Source organism: Microbacterium sp. K24 (genome assembly GCF_004794465.1).
Classification (GTDB): domain Bacteria; phylum Actinomycetota; class Actinomycetes; order Actinomycetales; family Microbacteriaceae; genus Microbacterium.
The window spans coordinates 74,565-91,199 of record NZ_SSDJ01000141.1 but is presented as its reverse complement, the minus strand read 5'-3'; the positions used below and the strand labels follow the sequence as shown (position 1 = coordinate 91,199).

Genomic DNA, 16,635 nt, shown 5'->3' with positions numbered 1-16,635 from the left:
TGGCCGTCTGAAGGGGCCCCGCGTCAGCGGGGCACGACGGCGTATCGTCGCACGCGCAGCGACGGAAGATCCTGGCTGGCGGCGTGGAACACCCATTCCGTCCCGCCGATCGCTTCCTGGAGCGGCGAGAAGTCGCCGAGCTCCGGCGGATCGAACAGGAACACGCCCGCGTCGCGACGGAACACCTGCACCAGGTAGGCGCGCTGGGAGTAGCGGAAGCCGGACGCCCGCTCGACGTCGACGGCGACCGGCCCGGTGCCGGCAGCGAGCACGGCGCACGCCGCCCGGAACTCCACAGCATCCGAGATCACGGAGTATTCAGTCACGTACAGCCTTTCGCGCGCCGAGCACGGCGATGCCCTCGGAGCCCGGCGGAAGTCCCGCCAGCATTCCGACCAGTTCGGCCCATGCTTCGACGTGCGGTCGGAACGGGCCCTCTGGTGTCCAGGACGCCCGCAATTCTATCTGTGCACCGTCGCCTTCGACGGCGAGGCCGCCGAATCCCTTCGACAGCGTCTTGGTCGACGTGCCGGACGCCGAGTGGTAGACGGCGTCCCGCGAGTCGAGTGCATCGACGAGCCAGGACCACGTCACGTCGGCAAGAAGGGGATCGGTGCCGATCTCGTTCTCCAGGGGAGCCTGCGCGAAGATCACGATGCGCCACGCTCCGCCCCAGGCGCCGGGCTCATCGGGATCATGGAGCAGCACGAAACGGCCGGTGCCGTAGACCGACTCCCCGTCGCCCTCCGGACGCACGTCGGCGGCGAGCGCGATGGCGAACGGCGCCAGGCCTTGCGGCGTCGGGATCTCGCGCACCGTGATGTCATCGCGGAACGCGGTCTCGCGCAATTCGGCCGTGGCGCTGTCGAAAGGGGTCCCGACCTCGGGATGTGCGGTCACGGCAACAGGCTAGAGTCAGGAGGCGATGAAGAGTCTCAGGCACGCCGTTGCACTCCTTGTCCCCGCGCTGCTCGCCGTCGGGGCCGCGCTGTCGTTCCTCGTCTTCGGCGTGGCGCGGCGTGTCGTCACTCCGATGCGCCGACCGGTCGACACGCAGATCCTCGCGGTCGACACCGGTGCCCAGACGATCGAGCTGGAGCGAACCGTCAACACGGAGCTGCCCGGTCGGTACGGGCTCTTCACGACCGGCACGTACGGCTACGTGAAGCTCGGTGCCGTGCTCAGCGCCGACGCGACCCGTGTGCGACGCAAGCTGCTGACGAAGATCGAGACCGGCGCCCGCGTGGATCGAGGGGCGGCGTTCAGCGGCTTCTACTACGCCTCGCCGAGTGAACTTCATCTGCCCTGGCAGAACGTGCTCATCGGGTCACCGGCCGGGCCCTGCCCCGCCTGGTTCTTCCCCGGCGCATCGTCGACCTGGGTGATCCAGGTGCACGGCCGGGGCGCCACGCGCGTCGAATGCCTTCGGGCGGTGCCCGTGCTGAACGCTGCCGGCTTCCCGAACCTCGTCGTGTCGTACCGGAACGACGGGGAGGCGCCGCGCAGCCGTGCGGGTGCCTATGCTCTCGGGGCGTCCGAATGGCGGGATGTCGACTCCGCGATCGCCTACGCACTCCGTCACGGCGCCGAGCGCGTCATCCTGATGGGATGGTCGATGGGCGGCGCGGTCGCACTGCAGGCAGCGGTCGGCTCCCGCTACCGAGACCGCATCGTCGGGCTCATCCTCGAATCCCCGGTGATCGACTGGCGCGCGGTGCTGCGCTACCAGGCTCGGATCGCCGGTGTCCGTGCACCCCTTCCCGAGCTGGCGATGAGTGCGCTCCAGCGCCCTCTCACCGCACGCATCAGCGGCGCGGACGATGCGATCTCGTTCGACCGCCTCGACATGGTGGCGAGGGCCGCGGAGCTCACGGCGCCGATGCTCATCCTGCACAGCGTGGACGACGGCTTCGTGCCCATCGACTCGTCATCGGCGCTGAAGGAGGCGCGGCCCGATCTCGTGACCATGCCGGAGTTCAGCGTCGCCCGCCACACGAAGATCTGGAACTACGACCAGGAGGGCTGGACGAGGGCGATCACCGGCTGGCTCGACGCGCAGGGCTTCAGCGCTTCTGCCTGACCTGCTTCTTCGCGCGCATCAGCATGCCGGTCATTCCGCCGATCCGCAGCGGCGAGACGGCCTTGGTGAGGCCGATCGACTGCGGATAGTCGTCGGGGATGGCGAGCACCTCGTCGGACGTGAGTCCGGTGAGTCCCTGCACGAGGATGCTGGCGAAACCTCGGGTGGTCGGAGCCTCCACCGGTGCCGTGGCATGCATCGTCACGATGTCGTCGTTCACCTCGACGTAGATGTACACCGGCGACTGGCACTCCGCGACGCGCTCGCACATCTCCGGGTGGTTCGCGACCTCCTCGGAGACGGCCGGAAGCTCGTCGGAGTACTCCAGCAGGAGCAGCAGCCGATCGGCTTCGGGCGTCTCGAGGAAGCCGTCGCGGATGTCGGCGAGGATGTCGGGAAGGTCGCTGGCGCTCATCCCTGCCATTCTCACACGGTCAGAGCGAGCCGGGCTCGGCTCCCGTGACGATCGGGACGCGCACGGCGCTGCCCCACTCGGTCCAGGAACCGTCGTAGTTGCGCACGTTCTCGAAGCCGAGCAGGTGCTTGAGCACGAACCAGGTGTGGCTGGACCGCTCACCGATGCGGCAGTAGGCCACGACGTCGTCGCCGTCCTTCAGCCCGGCACCGTCGCGGTAGATGGCATCGAGCTCTGCGCGGCTCTTGAAGCCGCCGTCCTCGGCGACCGCCTTGGCCCACGGCACGCTCTGCGCGGTGGGGATGTGGCCGGCGCGCAGCGTGCCCTCCTCCGGGTAGGCGGGAGCGGTCGTGCGCTCACCGCTGTACTCCTCGGGGGAGCGCACGTCGATCAGCGGGTTGCCGATGTGGTCGAGCACGTCCTCCTTGTACGCCCGGATGATCGAGTCGTCGCGCTCGACGATCGGGTACTCCGTCTCGGGACGGTTCGTCGCGTCTCGGGTGAGCTCGCGCCCCTCCGAGATCCAGCGATCGCGTCCGCCGTCGAGCAGGCGCACGTCCTCGTGACCGAAGAGGGAGAACACCCAGAGCGCGTAGGCGGCCCACCAGTTGTTCTTGTCCCCGTAGATCACCACGGTGTCGTCGCGGGAGATGCCCTTGCGGCTCAGGAGGGCGGCGAATCCCTCGCCGTCGACGTAGTCGCGCACGACCGGGTCGTTGAGCTCGGTGTGCCAGTCGACCTTCACCGCGCCGGGGATGTGGCCAGTCTCATAGAGCAGGACGTCCTCGTCGGATTCGACCACGACGAGACCCGGCGTTCCGAGCCGCTCCGCGAGCCATTCGGTCGTCACCAGGCGACCGGGTTCGGCGTACTCGGCGAACTTGGGGGAGGAGGAATCGATCTCGATGGCCATGGGGATCTCCGAAGCGTTGAGCGGACGAGCGGGCAGGTGCGGACGGCGTAGTGTTGAGGCGTCCCTTTCGACGATAGATCCCCTTCGGGTGCCCGTCTCCCGATTCGTAAGACTTCGACACAGGCCCGTGCCTGATTCAGGACCGTGATGACCGAGACCACCAGCCGCACGGGAATCGTGCACCTCACCGAGCGTCAGCCCGCCGTCAGCGGACCCGAGATGCTCGCGAGTCTGGTGCCGCCGCCGCAGTTCGACACCGCGACCTTCGAGAGCTACCGCGCCGATCCCGCCTATCCCTCGCAGGAGGAGGCCAAGGAGACGCTCATCCGCTTCGCGGGTCGCGGAGGTCCGGTGAAGCGCGGCGGGTTCTTCAGCCGCGGAAAGAAGGAGCCCGAGGTCAAGCCGGGCGTCTACCTCGACGGCGGCTTCGGCGTCGGCAAGACCCACCTGCTCGCGTCGATCTATCACGCGATGCCCGCCCGCAGGAAGTACTTCGGCTCGTTCATCGAGTACACGGCGCTGGTCGGGGCGCTCGGATACAAGAACACCGTCGACCTGCTCAAGGGCGCTGATCTCCTCTGCATCGACGAGTTCGAACTCGACGACCCGGGCGACACCATGGTCATGACGCGTCTGCTCGGAGAGCTCGTCCCCACCGGGACGCGCCTGGCGGCGACATCCAACACCCCGCCGAACGCTCTCGGCGAAGGGCGCTTCGCCGCTCAGGACTTCCTCCGCGAGATCCATGCGATGTCGGACAGCTTCCAGACGATCCGCATCGACGGGGTGGACTTCCGGCAGCGCGCTCTCGACGGACACGCCGTCGTGCTCGACGCCGACGCCTACGACGCCGCGCGCGAGACGGCGGGAGCCTCCGGCACGGCATCCGACGACGGGTTCGACGACCTGATCCGTCACCTGGCGCAGGTGCACCCGTCGCGGTACATCCGCGTGATCGACGGACTCACCCAGGTGGGTCTCCGCGACGTGCGTCAACTGACCGACCAGTCCGAGGCGCTGCGCTTCGTCGCGTTCGTGGATCGCGTGTACGACGCGCAGATCCCGATCATCGCCACGGGCCTCGGCCTGGACTCGGTCTTCTCCGACGAGATGCTCGCCGGCGGATACCGCAAGAAGTACCTGCGCGCCATCTCGCGACTGAACGCGCTGACGCATTCTGCGTGACCCCGCAGGCCCGTGTAACGCGATGTTCACACCCAGGGCCCTCCTGTAACAGTCACGAAACAAACCTCACCCATGCGCGAAACCGCGCGTCGTCACACTGAAGCTCTCAATTACTTCGGATGTGAGGTTTTCCTATGGATGCTCCCGGCAACATCTCGTGGGCGATCACCGCGACAGCGCTGGTTCTGCTCATGACGCCTGGCGTCGCCTTCTTCTACGGCGGTCTCGTCAAGGCGAAGAGCGTCGTCAGCATGATGATGATGAGCTTCGGCTCGATCGGCCTTGTCGCCGTGCTGTGGATTCTCTTCGGCTTCTCGATGAGCGCCGTCGACAGCCCGACCGCCTTCGCCGGCAACCCGTTCGCCGACTTCGGCCTCTCGAGCCTCGCCTCGGGTGAGGGCTCGAACGTCGCCCTGCTCGGTGTCGCCTACGGCGCCACCTTCGCGGTCATCACGGTCGCACTGATCTCCGGCGCCATCGCCGACCGCGCGAAGTTCGGCAGCTGGCTGATCTTCGCCGGCGTCTTCGCCACCGTCGGCTACTTCCCGGTCGCCGCATGGGTCTGGGGCGGCGGTTGGATCATGAACCTCGGCACCACGCTCTTCGGCGAGGACAGCGGTATCGGCGTCATCGACTACGCCGGTGGTACCGCGGTGCACATCAACGCGGGTGCTGCGGCCCTGGCCCTGGCGATCGTCCTGGGCAAGCGCATCGGCTTCCAGAAGGGCATCCTCAAGCCGCACAACGTGCCGCTGACGCTGCTCGGCGCTGCCCTGCTGTGGTTCGGCTGGTTCGGCTTCAACGCCGGTGCGGAGTGGCTCGCAGAGGACATGGGCGGTGTCGGGCTCATCGGGCTCAACACCCTCGGCGCCACGGCTGCGGCCATCCTCGGCTGGATCCTGATCGAGAAGATCAAGGACGGCAAGCCCACCTCGGTCGGTGCCGCCTCCGGTGCGGTCGCGGGTCTCGTCGCCATCACCCCCGCCTGCGCCAACCTGACGCCGGGTTGGGCTCTGCTGCTGGGTGCGGTCGCCGGTATCGTCTGCGCTCTCGCGGTCGAGCTGAAGTTCCGCCTCGGCTTCGACGACTCGCTCGATGTGGTCGGCATCCACCTCGTCGGCGGTGTCATCGGAACGCTGTACCTCGGCTTCTTCGCCACCGACACCGGCCTGTTCGTCGGCGGTGACGCTCGTCAGCTCGCCGTTCAGGTGATCGCCGCGTTCGGCGTGCTGATCTACTCCTTCGTGGTCGCCTTCATCATCGGCTTCGCGATCGAGAAGACCATCGGCTTCCGTGTCACGAACGAAGACGAGATCGCCGGTGTCGACTCGGTCGTCCACGGCGAGGAGGGCTACGCGCTCACCGACGCGTGACAGCGGTTAGGGTGACCGTGTGAGCAACACCGACGGCATCCTGGCAGCACTCGCGAAGATCCTGAAGAACGCGCTGGGATCGAACCGGGCCCCTCGGACGACAGCTCGTCCGAGGGGCCCGGTCGCGCGTCTGCGGCCCTCCGCCACGTCGCAGGCGGGCGCCGGGCACGACGATCGGGGGAGCGGCAGCGGGACGGCGACGATCCGCATCGACCCGGATCGCATCGAGCGCCTGCAGGTCGCCTACGCGCCGGAGCGCGACGGCGCACCGGATGCCGGGGAGATCGTCTGGACCTGGGTGCCGTACGAGGAGAACGACGGCCGCGGCAAGGATCGACCGGTGCTCGTCATCGGCCGGGAGTCGGCGGATCGGGTCTACGCGGTCCGTATGACGAGCAAGGCCCACGACGGCGACCGCGACTTCCTCACGATCGGGTCAGGAGCCTGGGACTCGCAGGGACGAGAATCCTGGGTCGACATCGAGCAGCTCTACAGCGTGCACGAGGACGGCCTCCGGAGGGAGGCCGCCGTGCTCGATCGCAGGCTCTACGACAGGGTCGCAGGTGCGCTCACACGCCGCTACGGGTGGGCTGCAGCGGGCTGAGAGCGGGGAACGCCTGCAGCACCATCTCGACGAGCTCGGAGAGCGGTCTCGTCAGCGGGTCGGTGGCCGGGAGGCCCAGGCTCAGCTCGATCTCGTCGATCGCCGTGCCCAGTTGATCCGCCGAGAGGTTCTCGTGGTTCACCGTGACGCCGATCACGCGGGTGTCTGCGAAGCCTTCGATCAGGGCGACCTCGCTCTCGACGGTGGGCATGGCCACCATCGGGAAGTCGCCGAGAACCGTGCGCCCGGGGGCGTGCTGCACGATGACTCCGGCGGGCTGGCTGCCGCGGAGGATGTGCGCCGACGTGATGTAGGCCGGGTGGCTGAGCGCGCCCTGACCCTCGACGATGATGACGTCGGGATCCTCGCCCTCGAAAGCTGCGACGACCTGGTTCTCGACCTCGCCCGAGCAGAACTGCGGCACGAGCGCGTCGAGCGCCACGCCGTACTTGCCGCCCTGGATGATCGTGGTCTGTCCGGTGCCCACCATCACGGCGTGGATGCCGGCGTCGTTCAGCGCGCGGACGAGCAGAGTCGCGGTCGTGCGCTTGCCGATCGCGCCGTCGGTGCCGAGGATGGCGATGCGCGGGCAGGTGACGTCGAAGATGCGCCCCGAGAAGAGGTGGAGGTCCTTCTTCTCCTTCGGGCGACGGATGTCGGTGATCGTGACGCCGGCGAGCAGGCTCGCCGCGACGAACTCCGCGTCATCCGTCAGGAACTCGTGCAGGCCGTTGATGATGTGCATCCCGCGGGCGATCCCGTCGAGCAGCACCGTGCGCTGGTCTGCGGAGAGCAGGCCGTCGGCCGGCGCCACGCCGCAGATCAGGTAGTCGGGGACGAATCCGGCGTGCGCGATCGCCGACGTGAGGCCGTCGAGGATCGGGATGCCGACGGCCGCGCCGTCGAGCAACATCCCGGCATCCGCGCCCGCATGAGTGCTGTCGATGACGCTGAGGATGTCGTACTTCTCGGAGTGACGGACCAATCCGTTGGCCGTCTTGCCGTCCTGCTCACCGAACTGGCCCTCGCAGTAGATCACCGCGGTCGTGCCGGCGGGCAGCGGGATGGGCTCGGCCCACGCGTGCGCGGACGTGACGGTCGGATCGACGGGCAGGGCTGGGTGAGACATGGCTCTCCTCGGACTCGCACAGAGGAGGCGACGGAGAACGAAATGGCCGAGACGGCCCGTTGGTCGACAAGAAGTCTTCCCTGACGCCGGCGAGCTGCCGGCTCTCTCACCGTAGCAGGGTGGTCTGGGACTCAGCCGCGAGCGGGCGGCAATCCGAATCGGGGGACGTCACCGTGCGACCGCCGTCCCGCAGACCATCCGGTCGCTTCTCAGCGTGAGGCGGCCCGATGCTCGGCGTTCACGGGTTTCCATGCTCAGGCGAAGACTCCGCCCCCGACGTTGCCGACGTACTGCACATCGAGTCCGGCCGGTGACGATGTCACGGTGTAGGTGCTTCCCTGAGGGAAGTCGCCCGTGATGGAGAAGGCGCCGAGGTCGCCCGTCTCCTGCGGCGTCAACGCGACTCCGTTCGAGATGGAGACCGTGTTCCCCGATTCCGTGACCAGCCACGATCCCGGCGCCGAGACGGTGAAATTCACACCCGGGGGGAGGACGAACGTCAGCGTGACCGAACCGGGCGGGTAATCTCCGCTCGCCCCGGCTCCGTTGTAGTTCGAGCCGTTGAGGAAGATGCCTGCGCCGCCGAAAGCGTTGCCGGTCACGAACAGAGTGCCGCCAGCCGTACTCGCGGCCGCGAGCGGGGTTGCGATCGCCAACGCGACGAGGGGCGTCGACCAAGCTGCCGCAGCGACCACACTGCGTCGAGAGATTCCTCGTTCGTTCTTCTGTTCCATGAATGCGTCCTCCTCCGGCTGTCGTCAGAAAAGCCTACGCGGCGGCTCTCACCCGCGCAGAGCCTCGCTCAGCCAGCGTGCGTAGAGCTGCCATGGTTCGCCCGCCGCGCGGAGACCGGAGATGTGGGTGCGCAGGTCGTCCGTCAGGGTGAACCATTCGCCGCCTTCTCGGATGCCGGCGTATTCGCGGTGCCGCTGCTGCTCGATGGGTCGGCCGCCGCGTTCGAACGCGAGGAGCTCGTCATGCCGGATGCTGGCGAGCCGTTGCCGGGGACGTCTGCTCGTGCCGATCTTCACCCGGCGGTCGTATCGCAGGTAGTAGACGACCTCGATCTGCGGCAGCGGGAGATCGCTGTCGGGCACGTCGCCGTATCGCCAGCCGCACGCGGCGCAGATCCAGGCGCTGCCGATGCGCGAGCCGGAGCGACCACCGCAGAGGTGGCAGGGCCCTGGGAGGTCACGGAGCGTCGGCACGGCAGGAACGATACGTGGGACCTCGGACACCGTCGCACAGGGAGCAATCGGGGTCGAGGGTTCCGGCGGGCGGAGTGGCCGCTTAGTGTCGGAGAGAGGCGAGCGGACGAAGGGAGAGCGCATGAGAGCGTGGACACGGCGGGGCGTGGTCGCGGCGGCGACGGCATCCGCTCTCATCGCGCTGGTGGCGTGCGCGGCGTCGCCCGCCCCGTCTCGATCGCCGAGCGCGACGAGCAGCGCCTCGCCCCTGGCGCCGGACGAGACATCGGTCGTGGCGAGCGACCTCGACGCGCCGTGGTCGATCGCCTTCTACGACGACGTGGCATTGATCAGCGAGCGGGATTCGGCGCGGATCCTCGAACTCACCGACGGCGGCGAGGTGCGGGAGGTCGGCGTCGTCGACGGCGTCGCGCCGCGGGGAGAAGGGGGTTTGCTGGGGATCTCCGTGCAGGACGACTACCTGTACGCGTACTCGACCGGTGCCGATGAGAATCGCATCGAGCGGTTCGAGCTCACCGGTGCCCCAGGGAGCCTCGGGCTGGGAGAGGCGGAGCACGTCCTCTCGGGCATCGAGGCCGCCGGCAATCACAACGGTGGACGAATCGCCTTCGGTCCGGACGGGATGCTCTACGCCACGGTGGGCGACGCGGGGGAGCCGTCGAGAGCCCAGGATCTCGACTCGCTCTCGGGAAAGATCCTGCGGCTCACTCCGGAAGGCGACGTGCCCGCGGACAATCCCATCGGCGGCTCGCTCGTGTACAGCTACGGTCATCGCAATCCGCAGGGGCTCGCCTGGGACGACGAGGGCACGCTCTACGCCAGCGAGTTCGGTCAGGACACCTGGGATGAGCTCAACGTCATCGAGCCCGGCGGCAACTACGGCTGGCCGGAGGTCGAAGGCCAGGCGGATCGGGACGGATTCATCGACCCCGTGCAGCAGTGGAGTCCCGATGACGCCAGCCCGAGCGGGATCGCGATCGTCGGCGGAGCGGTGCTCATCGCGAACCTCAGGGGTGAGCGCCTCCGCGAGGTTCCGCTCGACGATCTCGGCGCGTCGCGCGAGCATCTCGTCGACGAACACGGCCGACTCCGCGACGTGGTGCGCGCGCCGGACGGGGCGGTCTGGGTTCTCACGAACAATACGGACGGACGAGGAGACCCGGGGGAGGATGACGATCAGGTGATCAGGATCCCGGTGGACTGAGCGCCCACCTCACCGCGGGGCCTCGGAATCAGGAGCCGTCTTCGTCCGGCTCCTCGTCGCCCACAGGACGCGGCGAGGACTCCTTCGGGCGTGCGAAGTCCTCGTCGGAGAGATTGCCCGAGGCGATGTCGTCATCCGGTCCGGTGTAGTCGCTGTCCTTCACGGGGCGGCCTTCGGTGCTGCTCATGGGTTGCTCCTCTACTCGCGACGTCGTGCATGTCGAGTCAGTCCTATGACGTGCGGAGATGTCGCTCAAGGGTGTTGACATGAGGAGCGGCGCAGATCCATCGCGTGCGGTGGAGTGATGTGGTGGGCGATACCGGACTCGAACCGATGACCTCTTCCGTGTGAAGGAAGCGCGCTACCAACTGCGCCAATCGCCCATACCTGTGGGGTACGTCAACAGATACTACCCGACGCTCGACGGCCGCGAGGACCACTCCGGCGGACACGCGCGGGATTCGATTCCGGTTTGGACACTCGCCGATCATCGGCTAATGTTTCATGAGTGCCCGGGTCAACCGGGAACGAATGCGGATGTAGCGCAGTGGTAGCGCATCACCTTGCCAAGGTGAGGGTCGCGAGTTCGAATCTCGTCATCCGCTCGAGTGCAGTGAGTTTCTCTCGGAGACTCGAAGCACGTGGGGTCAATCCACACGGTGGCGTGGCCGAGCGGCTAGGCACCGGCCTGCAAAGCCGTTTACACGGGTTCGAATCCCGTCGCCACCTCGTCGCAGACAAAACTGAAAAGCCTGTACAGGCGCGATTGGCGCAGCGGTAGCGCGCTTCCCTGACACGGAAGAGGTCACTGGTTCGATCCCAGTATCGCGCACAGACAAACCCCCGGTTTTCCGGGGGTTTTTTCGTGTCCGGGGGAGTGCGTGCAACATCCGTGCAACATCTTCCGGGTGTCGTGTGCAATAGTGCGGCTCGAAAAAATCTTGGTTACAACTTGATCTCACCAGCGGGATCATCGTGAAGCCCGCATGACCAAGGGGTAGAACATGACCAAGCAGACAGCGACCGTCGCGCACGGCCCAGCCGGCGAATCAGCCGAGTACGTCTTCGTCACTCCGGAGATGGCCGTGGGGTGGCTCGCGGTGAACATCGACCGCAACCGGAACATGCGTAAGAGCCGTATCAACGGGTACGTGCGGGACATCCAGAGCGACCGTTGGGTCGTTACCGGCGAGGCGATCAAGTTCGACACCGAGGGACGCCTGATCGACGGTCAGAATCGGTGTCAGGCGATCGTGGCGGCAGGTAAGGGCGCATGGGTGCTCGTCGTCCGGGGGATCAGCGAAGACGCGCTCGTCGTGTTGGACTCGGGATCGGCACGCAACACAGGGGACATGCTCGTCATTACTGGGCTCGCAGATCGAGCCGATGCAAAGGATGTAGGCGCCATCGCGCGCCTCCACACGGCGTTCAAGGCCGGCGACGTCAAGCACGCCGCGTCGAACCTTGGGGGACATTCCGGGCTCACCAAGGGCGAGATGGCTGAGGCTGTGCTGTCCATTCCCAACATCGAGATGGCGGCTCGTCACGCACGGGGGATGTACCGCTACCTTCGACTACCGGTCAGTGCCCTAGGGGTGGCCTTCCTCGAGTTCTCCGAGATCGACGTCGACGACGCGGCAGAATTCTTTAACCGCATCCGGGACGGCATCCAGGACGGTCCAGGAGACCCCTTCCTGACGCTTTCACGGCGGGTGGCGAATGATTTGCAGGCGGGGGCTTCGCGGCGCATCCTGCCCGGCCAGGCGCTCTTCTACCTCTTCCGCACGTGGAACGCGTTCCGAGACCGCGAGTCTCTGGTGAAGCTCCAGGTCGGTTCTCCTCAGGCCGGTTTCACGCCTATTCCACCACTGAAATAGATGGAGCCAGCGGCTGGTTACGGGACACAGGTCCTTTCTCGGCCCGACTCTATGGCAAGGTCATCAGTGTGGGGCAGAGAATTTTGAGCATCGCGGCTCATCGGGTGACCATCGTCATCGTTCGAATCCTGATCGCCGTCGTCGGGGTGACGTCAGGACTATTGGCGTACTTCGCAATTTTGGACTCCACCGCCGTGGGGCTGAAGCTAGGTACGGGTATAGGCGGTGGAGTCCTTGCGGTCCTCACCTTCATCTCGTGGTTCTGCGACGATGCTGCAAAGCGGATCAAGGAGACGGCCGCCAAGACTCTGGAGGAGGAGCTCTCAGCCGAGCGCATTCGTATCGCCACCGCCACCAACGGCGCCTTTCTCCCGACTTTGAACTCGCTACAGCAGCTCGCCACGATGGATTTGCCCGACCGGAGGAGTGAGCTCAGCGGGTTTCGACAGGAGGTTATCGACCGAGCATCGGATCTCCTCCAGAACGATGCGCCACGTATCGCCTACTTTCGCGTGGAGAACTTGCTAGCGCCCTCGCGAGTGATGAGACCAAAACCGGTGTCGCAAAAGAACAGAACGGATGAGTTTACGACTCTGTTCGATGAGAGCAATCCCGACCACGCAGAGGTCTGGTCTCTGATCGATGAGTTGGATTCGGCTGTACTTCGGACGGATGTGGATCTGCCTGGCCGCGACTACAGGTGTTTCGTTTCCGCACCTGTGCGAGCGGGAGGCATGGCGTTTGGGATGCTTACAGCAAACACTCTGGAGGCAGAGGGGCTATCGCGAGAAGACAGAGACAACATCGTGGTGATGGCAAGAATGTTGGCCGCGGCCGAGGGCTTATCGCTGTCGACCACTGAGCGCCGGTCAATCCTCCAAGTGTCGGAGTCCAGGAGTACCATGAAGGAAGAAGGGGGTGCAGCATGAGCACGATCGTCGATGGACGCGAGTTTCGGTCCCCAGAAATGGCCCAGGCCTACCAAGATGCAGTCCAGGCTGTCCGAGCGGAGCAAGCGCTCCCTGAAGAAGTTCAAGCTGCACGCCGCAGGGCACTACTTAGGTGGATCAACAACGACAAGCGTATTTCGGTAGTTGTCGATAAGCCTCAGGTGGTTCGTCTCAACAAGGCCTAACCCGGTGAACGGCCGACCGTTTCGGCTCGCAGGCGCGACAGTTCAGTCGGACATCTTGGGATCACCCTCACTCATACGTGCGGTGCACGTTCCAGCCGTCCTCGGCCTTGTAGACGTCGAAAACGAGTGACCGGCCGTCGACGTCCGTCCCTTGGAATCTCCAGCCGTAGAGGCCACTGTGGGCCTCGTGGAGTGGCACTGTCCAGGATGAGTGTCGGAGCCGTGTGGGGGTGTCGCTGACACGCCACCGTCGGCCGGCGTAGACCATCCGGGTGGGGATGTCGTTGACCATCCATATGGTTGCTGCGTGTTCGATGGTTGGCGTGCTCATGGGTTAAGACGATAGAACACATGTTCGAATCTTGCTACCCTCGAGTGATGGCCGGAAGGAGGAAGCCGGCGTGGGAAATCCGGGTGCGAGTTTGCAGGCGACGTATGACATGCGGTCGGCTGAGTCTGCGATCAAGTCTGCCGCTCGATCTGGCCCTCTGCAGTCACTCACCGATCGCGAGCTCGACGTACGCAATCAGCCTGTCACGGTGTATCCGCACGCTCTGCAGCGCCGCGTGAAGGCCTGGGTACGCTTCGGCCCGGAATCGATCCGTGTTGATGCGAAGCTCATGCGATCCACACCACTCGCCGCAGGAATCGAGTTCCGCGCCGGTGACGACCGCTATCGATGCTGGGTGTGGGGCAACGCGGTCGACATGCAACAGCACGGCTGATGACGCGCGCGGTGACGCACCTGCTCTTGGCGGCTGGTTCAGTGCCTTCGTTGAGGGCATGCTCGGGCGACACGCGGCAACCATCGACGACTCCCGTCGCCCTACGGTCAGGGAATCTGAACCGAACCACAACCAGTGCATTGCCACACGTTGCCGCGCTGCGTCGGGACTGACTCCATCTCCACAAGGCATCTCCTGCACGGCGGTGCGGCTCCGGTCAATGGCTCGAGGGGCTCGTACCGGCCGCAGGTACAGGGATGCGTTGTCATGTCTCGAACGGTAGATGCCTGTCACCGATAGCTCAATATTTCGGACCACGGCAGGAGGGAGCGAGGCGGTTCCAGCGTCGGTATCTACGGTTCGGGGGCCTAGCGTCGTCTTCGAGATCAGAGTCACGTGACAGCTACAGTGACGGGATGGATGAGGTGAGCGTTCCCCTGCTCGCGGCCGCCATTGCGGCCGCCGTAGCTTCAGTCACCTTTGTGGTGGGAGAAATTCTGAAAATCCGAATGGCCCGCGAGGATCGAGTGTATGCCGCGTACCGCGAGGTGAGAGCAGCCCTGAACCTGATGCCGGACGACGGGCCAGCGAACATGAAGCGAAGTAGAGGAATCGCCGGAACGGCCCTCTTCGATCTGATGGCCGTCGTCCCGGCGAGCGATCGTGTCTTCGTGTTCTGGATGAGGTCAATCTTGAACTCGTCAGGGGAGGACTTCGGCACGGCGGTCAAAGCCGCGGCCGAAGTGGGAGTGGAACTGAACCTTTGGTGGGCAGGGAGACGCGCACGTAGAAAGTACGCTCGGCGGATGACAGGGCTGAAGGCCATCACAATACGCGCCACAGCGACAGGTGGGTAGCACTCTTCGGCCTGCCGGCTCCCCGTCCTGCTGCTCATCGATCGACGGGGATCGGAACCAGAATAAGTGGCTCCGATCCCCGCGTCTCACATCAAATACCCCAGTTGTCTCGAAGTCGCGCGATGATCTCGGCCGGCGTGCGATTGGATTCTTTGGCCCAGGCAGAAATCATCGCGGCGACAAGCTCTCCTGCGGCAAAGATTTTCGTGTGTTCGGGCTGATCCCAGGTCGTTACGTCCATGACATCGGTGACGAGGCTCGCTGTCTCTGCGGGGACCTGTTTGTCGGCCACAACGGTCGCGATTGCGAGCAGGCGCCGCCATGTCTCGAGATTGTGAGGCTCAACCTGGTTTGGGGCCGATGGCAGCCGCTTGCCCGCATCGTCAATCTCGTTGATTCGTGGGGCCGGCATCTCTTCAGAGTTGTCCGAACGTTCGTCGCTCATGTCGGTCCTCTCGATTTGGGTTGGCGTCAGGCCAGGTTAGCGATTGCTCTCGTGGTTCTTCAGACATGTCACGAGTCCTTCATTTGGTTCCGGCTCGGCGCTCAGTAGTAGGCGAGTTTGCGCTCAACGCCATCGATGTAGACCGTGAGGTATCCGGCCGGAGTTGCGGGCAGTGCCCCTGCGGTGCCAGCCGAAGGAGCGGTCGTGGTTGTTGGGAGTCCCCAGACCCCAACAACCGTGCCGATCGCCCCGATATATGCCGTGCTAGTTGCAGCGCCGTTTCCGAAGTAGACGCGACCGTTCACATGATCGAGCCGCATCCGGTCGTAGGTGTCGCTGGCCCGCTTGAGGTGCGTGCCATCGGCTGTGCGCTTCGTTCGATAGGCCGTGGCAGGATCGGCTGCACCCACTGTGGCTCCGGGGTCGAGGATGTACTCGACAGCCGATGTAGAGCTCGACGTGTTCTCAAGCGCGACTGCACCACCAGACGGGCGGCTACCGCCGTTCTCGTGGTAGACGTGGTTCCTGACAGCGCCGGCAACGAAGGTCTGGACGATGAGGCGCGCGCCGTACCCGTACATGATCTGGTTGCCCGTTGCGGTCGCCTGCCACCGGATCCGCACGCCACCCGAGGCCTCCCACCGGCAGTTGAGGAACTGGTTGGCAGAGCCCGCCATGTCGAGGTGATACTCCGGGGTGATGTACTCGAAGGACGTGTTCACCCACGTGTTGTTGTTGACGTCGTGAACCAGCCCGTCCGCGATCTGCAGGTGACGCACTCCAGCGACAGCGCCGCCTTCGACGGAGTTGTGGGACAGGTTCCCGTTCAAGTACAGGTTCTGATTCGACCAGCCGGTTGAGTCAGCGTCCAGGCGCATGTTGACCTTGTTGTTGTCGAGGTGGCCCAGCGTGACCGTGTTGTGCACCGAGCCTTGACCCTGTCGGTGACGTTCAGGCCGGTCACGAATCCCTGCACATGCGGGACGTCGATCTCGCAGGTGTTCGCGTTGATCACCCGTACGCCCACGGTCGATCCAGTCCAGCCAGCGCCGACCTTCGATGCGTTGAACACGCGAGGTAGACCGATCTTCTTTCGCAGCACGAGAGCCCCGGACGTACCAGAGCCGATCTGAACCGCCACACCCGTTCCTGTGTAGTTGATGGTCACCCCACCGAGGTTCGCATCGGAAGTCAGCACCAGGGTCTGGTTCGTCGTGATCGTGCCCGCCGCCCACACCATGGTGCCGTTCGTGGCGGCGTCGTCAGCAGCGGCCTGAAGCGACGTGAAGCTCAGCCCATCGCCATCCGGGACTGTGATTCCAAGGGCGGCTCGACTCGGAAAGGTGGCCGCTAGTTCGCCCCCAAGCTCCGTGTCTGCATCCGATGCTTCCAGGGACAGCGCAGCACGCACGGGTTGGGGCAGGCGGTAGTTCGCATCATCTACAGCGACAAGTCGATCAGTCATTTGAGACTCCTTCTAGTTCA

General features: G+C 65.5%; 21 protein-coding genes, 4 tRNA genes and 1 pseudogene. 13 read left to right on the top strand and 13 right to left on the bottom strand.

All coding sequences use genetic code 11. The features are described 5' to 3' along the window. Window positions 1–53: 53 nt before the first annotated feature. Window positions 54–326 (bottom strand): annotated as a pseudogene (locus tag DW306_RS17385) (ribonuclease D); the annotation flags it as partial. Beyond that, window positions 319–900, bottom strand: coding sequence for a DUF3000 domain-containing protein (locus DW306_RS17380; RefSeq protein ID WP_136056840.1), 582 nt, complete (start codon window positions 898–900; stop codon window positions 319–321). The gene DW306_RS17380 and the pseudogene DW306_RS17385, both read right to left, overlap by 8 nt. A gap of 25 nt (window positions 901–925) precedes the next feature. On the opposite strand from DW306_RS17380, the gene DW306_RS17375 reads away from it, so the two are divergent. Further along, entirely contained in the window at window positions 926–2,080 is a 1,155-nt protein-coding gene (locus DW306_RS17375) for an alpha/beta fold hydrolase (RefSeq protein ID WP_136056839.1), read from the top strand. On the opposite strand, the gene DW306_RS17370 is transcribed toward DW306_RS17375, so the two are convergent. Further along, window positions 2,064–2,495, bottom strand: coding sequence for a SufE family protein (locus DW306_RS17370; protein ID WP_136056838.1), 432 nt, complete (start codon window positions 2,493–2,495; stop codon window positions 2,064–2,066). The genes DW306_RS17375 and DW306_RS17370 overlap by 17 nt on opposite strands. Before the next feature lie 19 nt (window positions 2,496–2,514). Continuing rightward, window positions 2,515–3,408, bottom strand: coding sequence for a sulfurtransferase (locus tag DW306_RS17365; RefSeq protein WP_136056837.1), 894 nt, complete (start codon window positions 3,406–3,408; stop codon window positions 2,515–2,517). Between the two features lie 147 nt (window positions 3,409–3,555). Here DW306_RS17365 and zapE point away from each other — a divergent pair, with 147 nt between their 5' ends. The 3 genes from zapE to DW306_RS17350 all read left to right on the top strand — a co-directional run bounded on the left by zapE (window position 3,556) and on the right by DW306_RS17350 (window position 6,570). Continuing rightward, window positions 3,556–4,593, top strand: a complete 1,038-nt coding sequence (zapE, locus tag DW306_RS17360) for a cell division protein ZapE (RefSeq protein ID WP_136056836.1) — start codon at window positions 3,556–3,558, stop codon at window positions 4,591–4,593. A gap of 134 nt (window positions 4,594–4,727) precedes the next feature. Next, a complete protein-coding gene (locus DW306_RS17355; protein WP_136056835.1) occupies window positions 4,728–5,966 on the top strand; it encodes an ammonium transporter in 1,239 nt (412 codons plus the stop codon). 19 nt (window positions 5,967–5,985) lie between these two features. After that, window positions 5,986–6,570 (top strand): type II toxin-antitoxin system PemK/MazF family toxin, encoded by a 585-nt coding sequence (locus DW306_RS17350; protein WP_136056834.1) that lies wholly within the window; start codon window positions 5,986–5,988, stop codon window positions 6,568–6,570. Here DW306_RS17350 and DW306_RS17345 read toward each other — a convergent pair. The 3 genes from DW306_RS17345 to DW306_RS17335 all read right to left on the bottom strand — a co-directional run bounded on the left by DW306_RS17345 (window position 6,536) and on the right by DW306_RS17335 (window position 8,907). After that, complete coding sequence (locus DW306_RS17345; protein WP_205814201.1) at window positions 6,536–7,699, bottom strand: DUF1611 domain-containing protein; 1,164 nt, start codon at window positions 7,697–7,699, stop codon at window positions 6,536–6,538. The genes DW306_RS17350 and DW306_RS17345 overlap by 35 nt on opposite strands. Before the next feature lie 254 nt (window positions 7,700–7,953). Beyond that, window positions 7,954–8,433, bottom strand: a complete 480-nt coding sequence (locus tag DW306_RS17340) for a hypothetical protein (protein ID WP_136056833.1) — start codon at window positions 8,431–8,433, stop codon at window positions 7,954–7,956. A 48-nt stretch (window positions 8,434–8,481) separates the two neighbouring features. Further along, complete coding sequence (locus DW306_RS17335) at window positions 8,482–8,907, bottom strand: GIY-YIG nuclease family protein (protein ID WP_136056832.1); 426 nt, start codon at window positions 8,905–8,907, stop codon at window positions 8,482–8,484. 121 nt (window positions 8,908–9,028) lie between these two features. On the opposite strand from DW306_RS17335, the gene DW306_RS17330 reads away from it, so the two are divergent. After that, on the top strand, window positions 9,029–10,111 hold the full coding sequence (locus tag DW306_RS17330) for a PQQ-dependent sugar dehydrogenase (protein WP_240747249.1): 1,083 nt from the start codon (window positions 9,029–9,031) through the stop codon (window positions 10,109–10,111). A 28-nt stretch (window positions 10,112–10,139) separates the two neighbouring features. Here DW306_RS17330 and DW306_RS21355 read toward each other — a convergent pair whose 3' ends face one another. Beyond that, complete coding sequence (locus DW306_RS21355; protein WP_168429357.1) at window positions 10,140–10,298, bottom strand: hypothetical protein; 159 nt, start codon at window positions 10,296–10,298, stop codon at window positions 10,140–10,142. Between the two features lie 120 nt (window positions 10,299–10,418). Continuing rightward, window positions 10,419–10,494, bottom strand: a tRNA-Val gene (locus DW306_RS17325). Between the two features lie 150 nt (window positions 10,495–10,644). Here DW306_RS17325 and DW306_RS17320 point away from each other — a divergent pair. The 6 genes from DW306_RS17320 (at window position 10,645) to DW306_RS17295 (ending at window position 13,123) form a co-directional block, all read left to right on the top strand. Next, window positions 10,645–10,716: transfer RNA gene (locus tag DW306_RS17320), tRNA-Gly, on the top strand. 53 nt (window positions 10,717–10,769) lie between these two features. Beyond that, window positions 10,770–10,840 (top strand) — tRNA-Cys (locus DW306_RS17315). A gap of 31 nt (window positions 10,841–10,871) precedes the next feature. Then, window positions 10,872–10,943 (top strand) — tRNA-Val (locus DW306_RS17310). Window positions 10,944–11,115: 172 nt separating this feature from the next. Next, window positions 11,116–11,988 (top strand): hypothetical protein, encoded by an 873-nt coding sequence (locus DW306_RS17305; RefSeq protein WP_136056830.1) that lies wholly within the window; start codon window positions 11,116–11,118, stop codon window positions 11,986–11,988. 104 nt (window positions 11,989–12,092) lie between these two features. Beyond that, window positions 12,093–12,917, top strand: coding sequence for a hypothetical protein (locus DW306_RS17300; protein WP_136056829.1), 825 nt, complete (start codon window positions 12,093–12,095; stop codon window positions 12,915–12,917). After that, window positions 12,914–13,123 (top strand): hypothetical protein, encoded by a 210-nt coding sequence (locus tag DW306_RS17295; protein WP_136056828.1) that lies wholly within the window; start codon window positions 12,914–12,916, stop codon window positions 13,121–13,123. The genes DW306_RS17300 and DW306_RS17295 overlap by 4 nt, the downstream gene beginning before the upstream one ends. 67 nt (window positions 13,124–13,190) lie before the next feature. Here DW306_RS17295 and DW306_RS17290 read toward each other — a convergent pair whose 3' ends face one another. Next, window positions 13,191–13,454: a hypothetical protein gene (locus DW306_RS17290; RefSeq protein WP_136056827.1), complete on the bottom strand. Its 264-nt coding sequence runs from the start codon at window positions 13,452–13,454 to the stop codon at window positions 13,191–13,193. A 70-nt stretch (window positions 13,455–13,524) separates the two neighbouring features. Between DW306_RS17290 and DW306_RS17285 the strand changes: the two genes are divergently transcribed. Further along, on the top strand, window positions 13,525–13,848 hold the full coding sequence (locus DW306_RS17285) for a hypothetical protein (RefSeq protein ID WP_240747248.1): 324 nt from the start codon (window positions 13,525–13,527) through the stop codon (window positions 13,846–13,848). Between the two features lie 416 nt (window positions 13,849–14,264). Further along, a complete protein-coding gene (locus tag DW306_RS17280; protein WP_136056826.1) occupies window positions 14,265–14,705 on the top strand; it encodes a hypothetical protein in 441 nt (146 codons plus the stop codon). Window positions 14,706–14,796: 91 nt separating this feature from the next. Here DW306_RS17280 and DW306_RS17275 read toward each other — a convergent pair whose 3' ends face one another. The 3 genes from DW306_RS17275 to DW306_RS17265 all read right to left on the bottom strand — a co-directional run bounded on the left by DW306_RS17275 (window position 14,797) and on the right by DW306_RS17265 (window position 16,615). Continuing rightward, entirely contained in the window at window positions 14,797–15,150 is a 354-nt protein-coding gene (locus DW306_RS17275) for a hypothetical protein (RefSeq protein WP_136056825.1), read from the bottom strand. Between the two features lie 101 nt (window positions 15,151–15,251). Beyond that, on the bottom strand, window positions 15,252–16,076 hold the full coding sequence (locus tag DW306_RS17270) for a hypothetical protein (RefSeq protein ID WP_136056824.1): 825 nt from the start codon (window positions 16,074–16,076) through the stop codon (window positions 15,252–15,254). Further along, window positions 15,977–16,615 carry a hypothetical protein gene (locus DW306_RS17265; RefSeq protein WP_136056823.1) on the bottom strand — a complete coding sequence of 213 codons (639 nt, stop codon included), beginning with the start codon at window positions 16,613–16,615 and terminating at the stop codon, window positions 15,977–15,979. Before DW306_RS17265 ends, DW306_RS17270 begins: the two co-directional genes overlap by 100 nt. Between the last annotated feature and the right edge of the window lie 20 nt (window positions 16,616–16,635).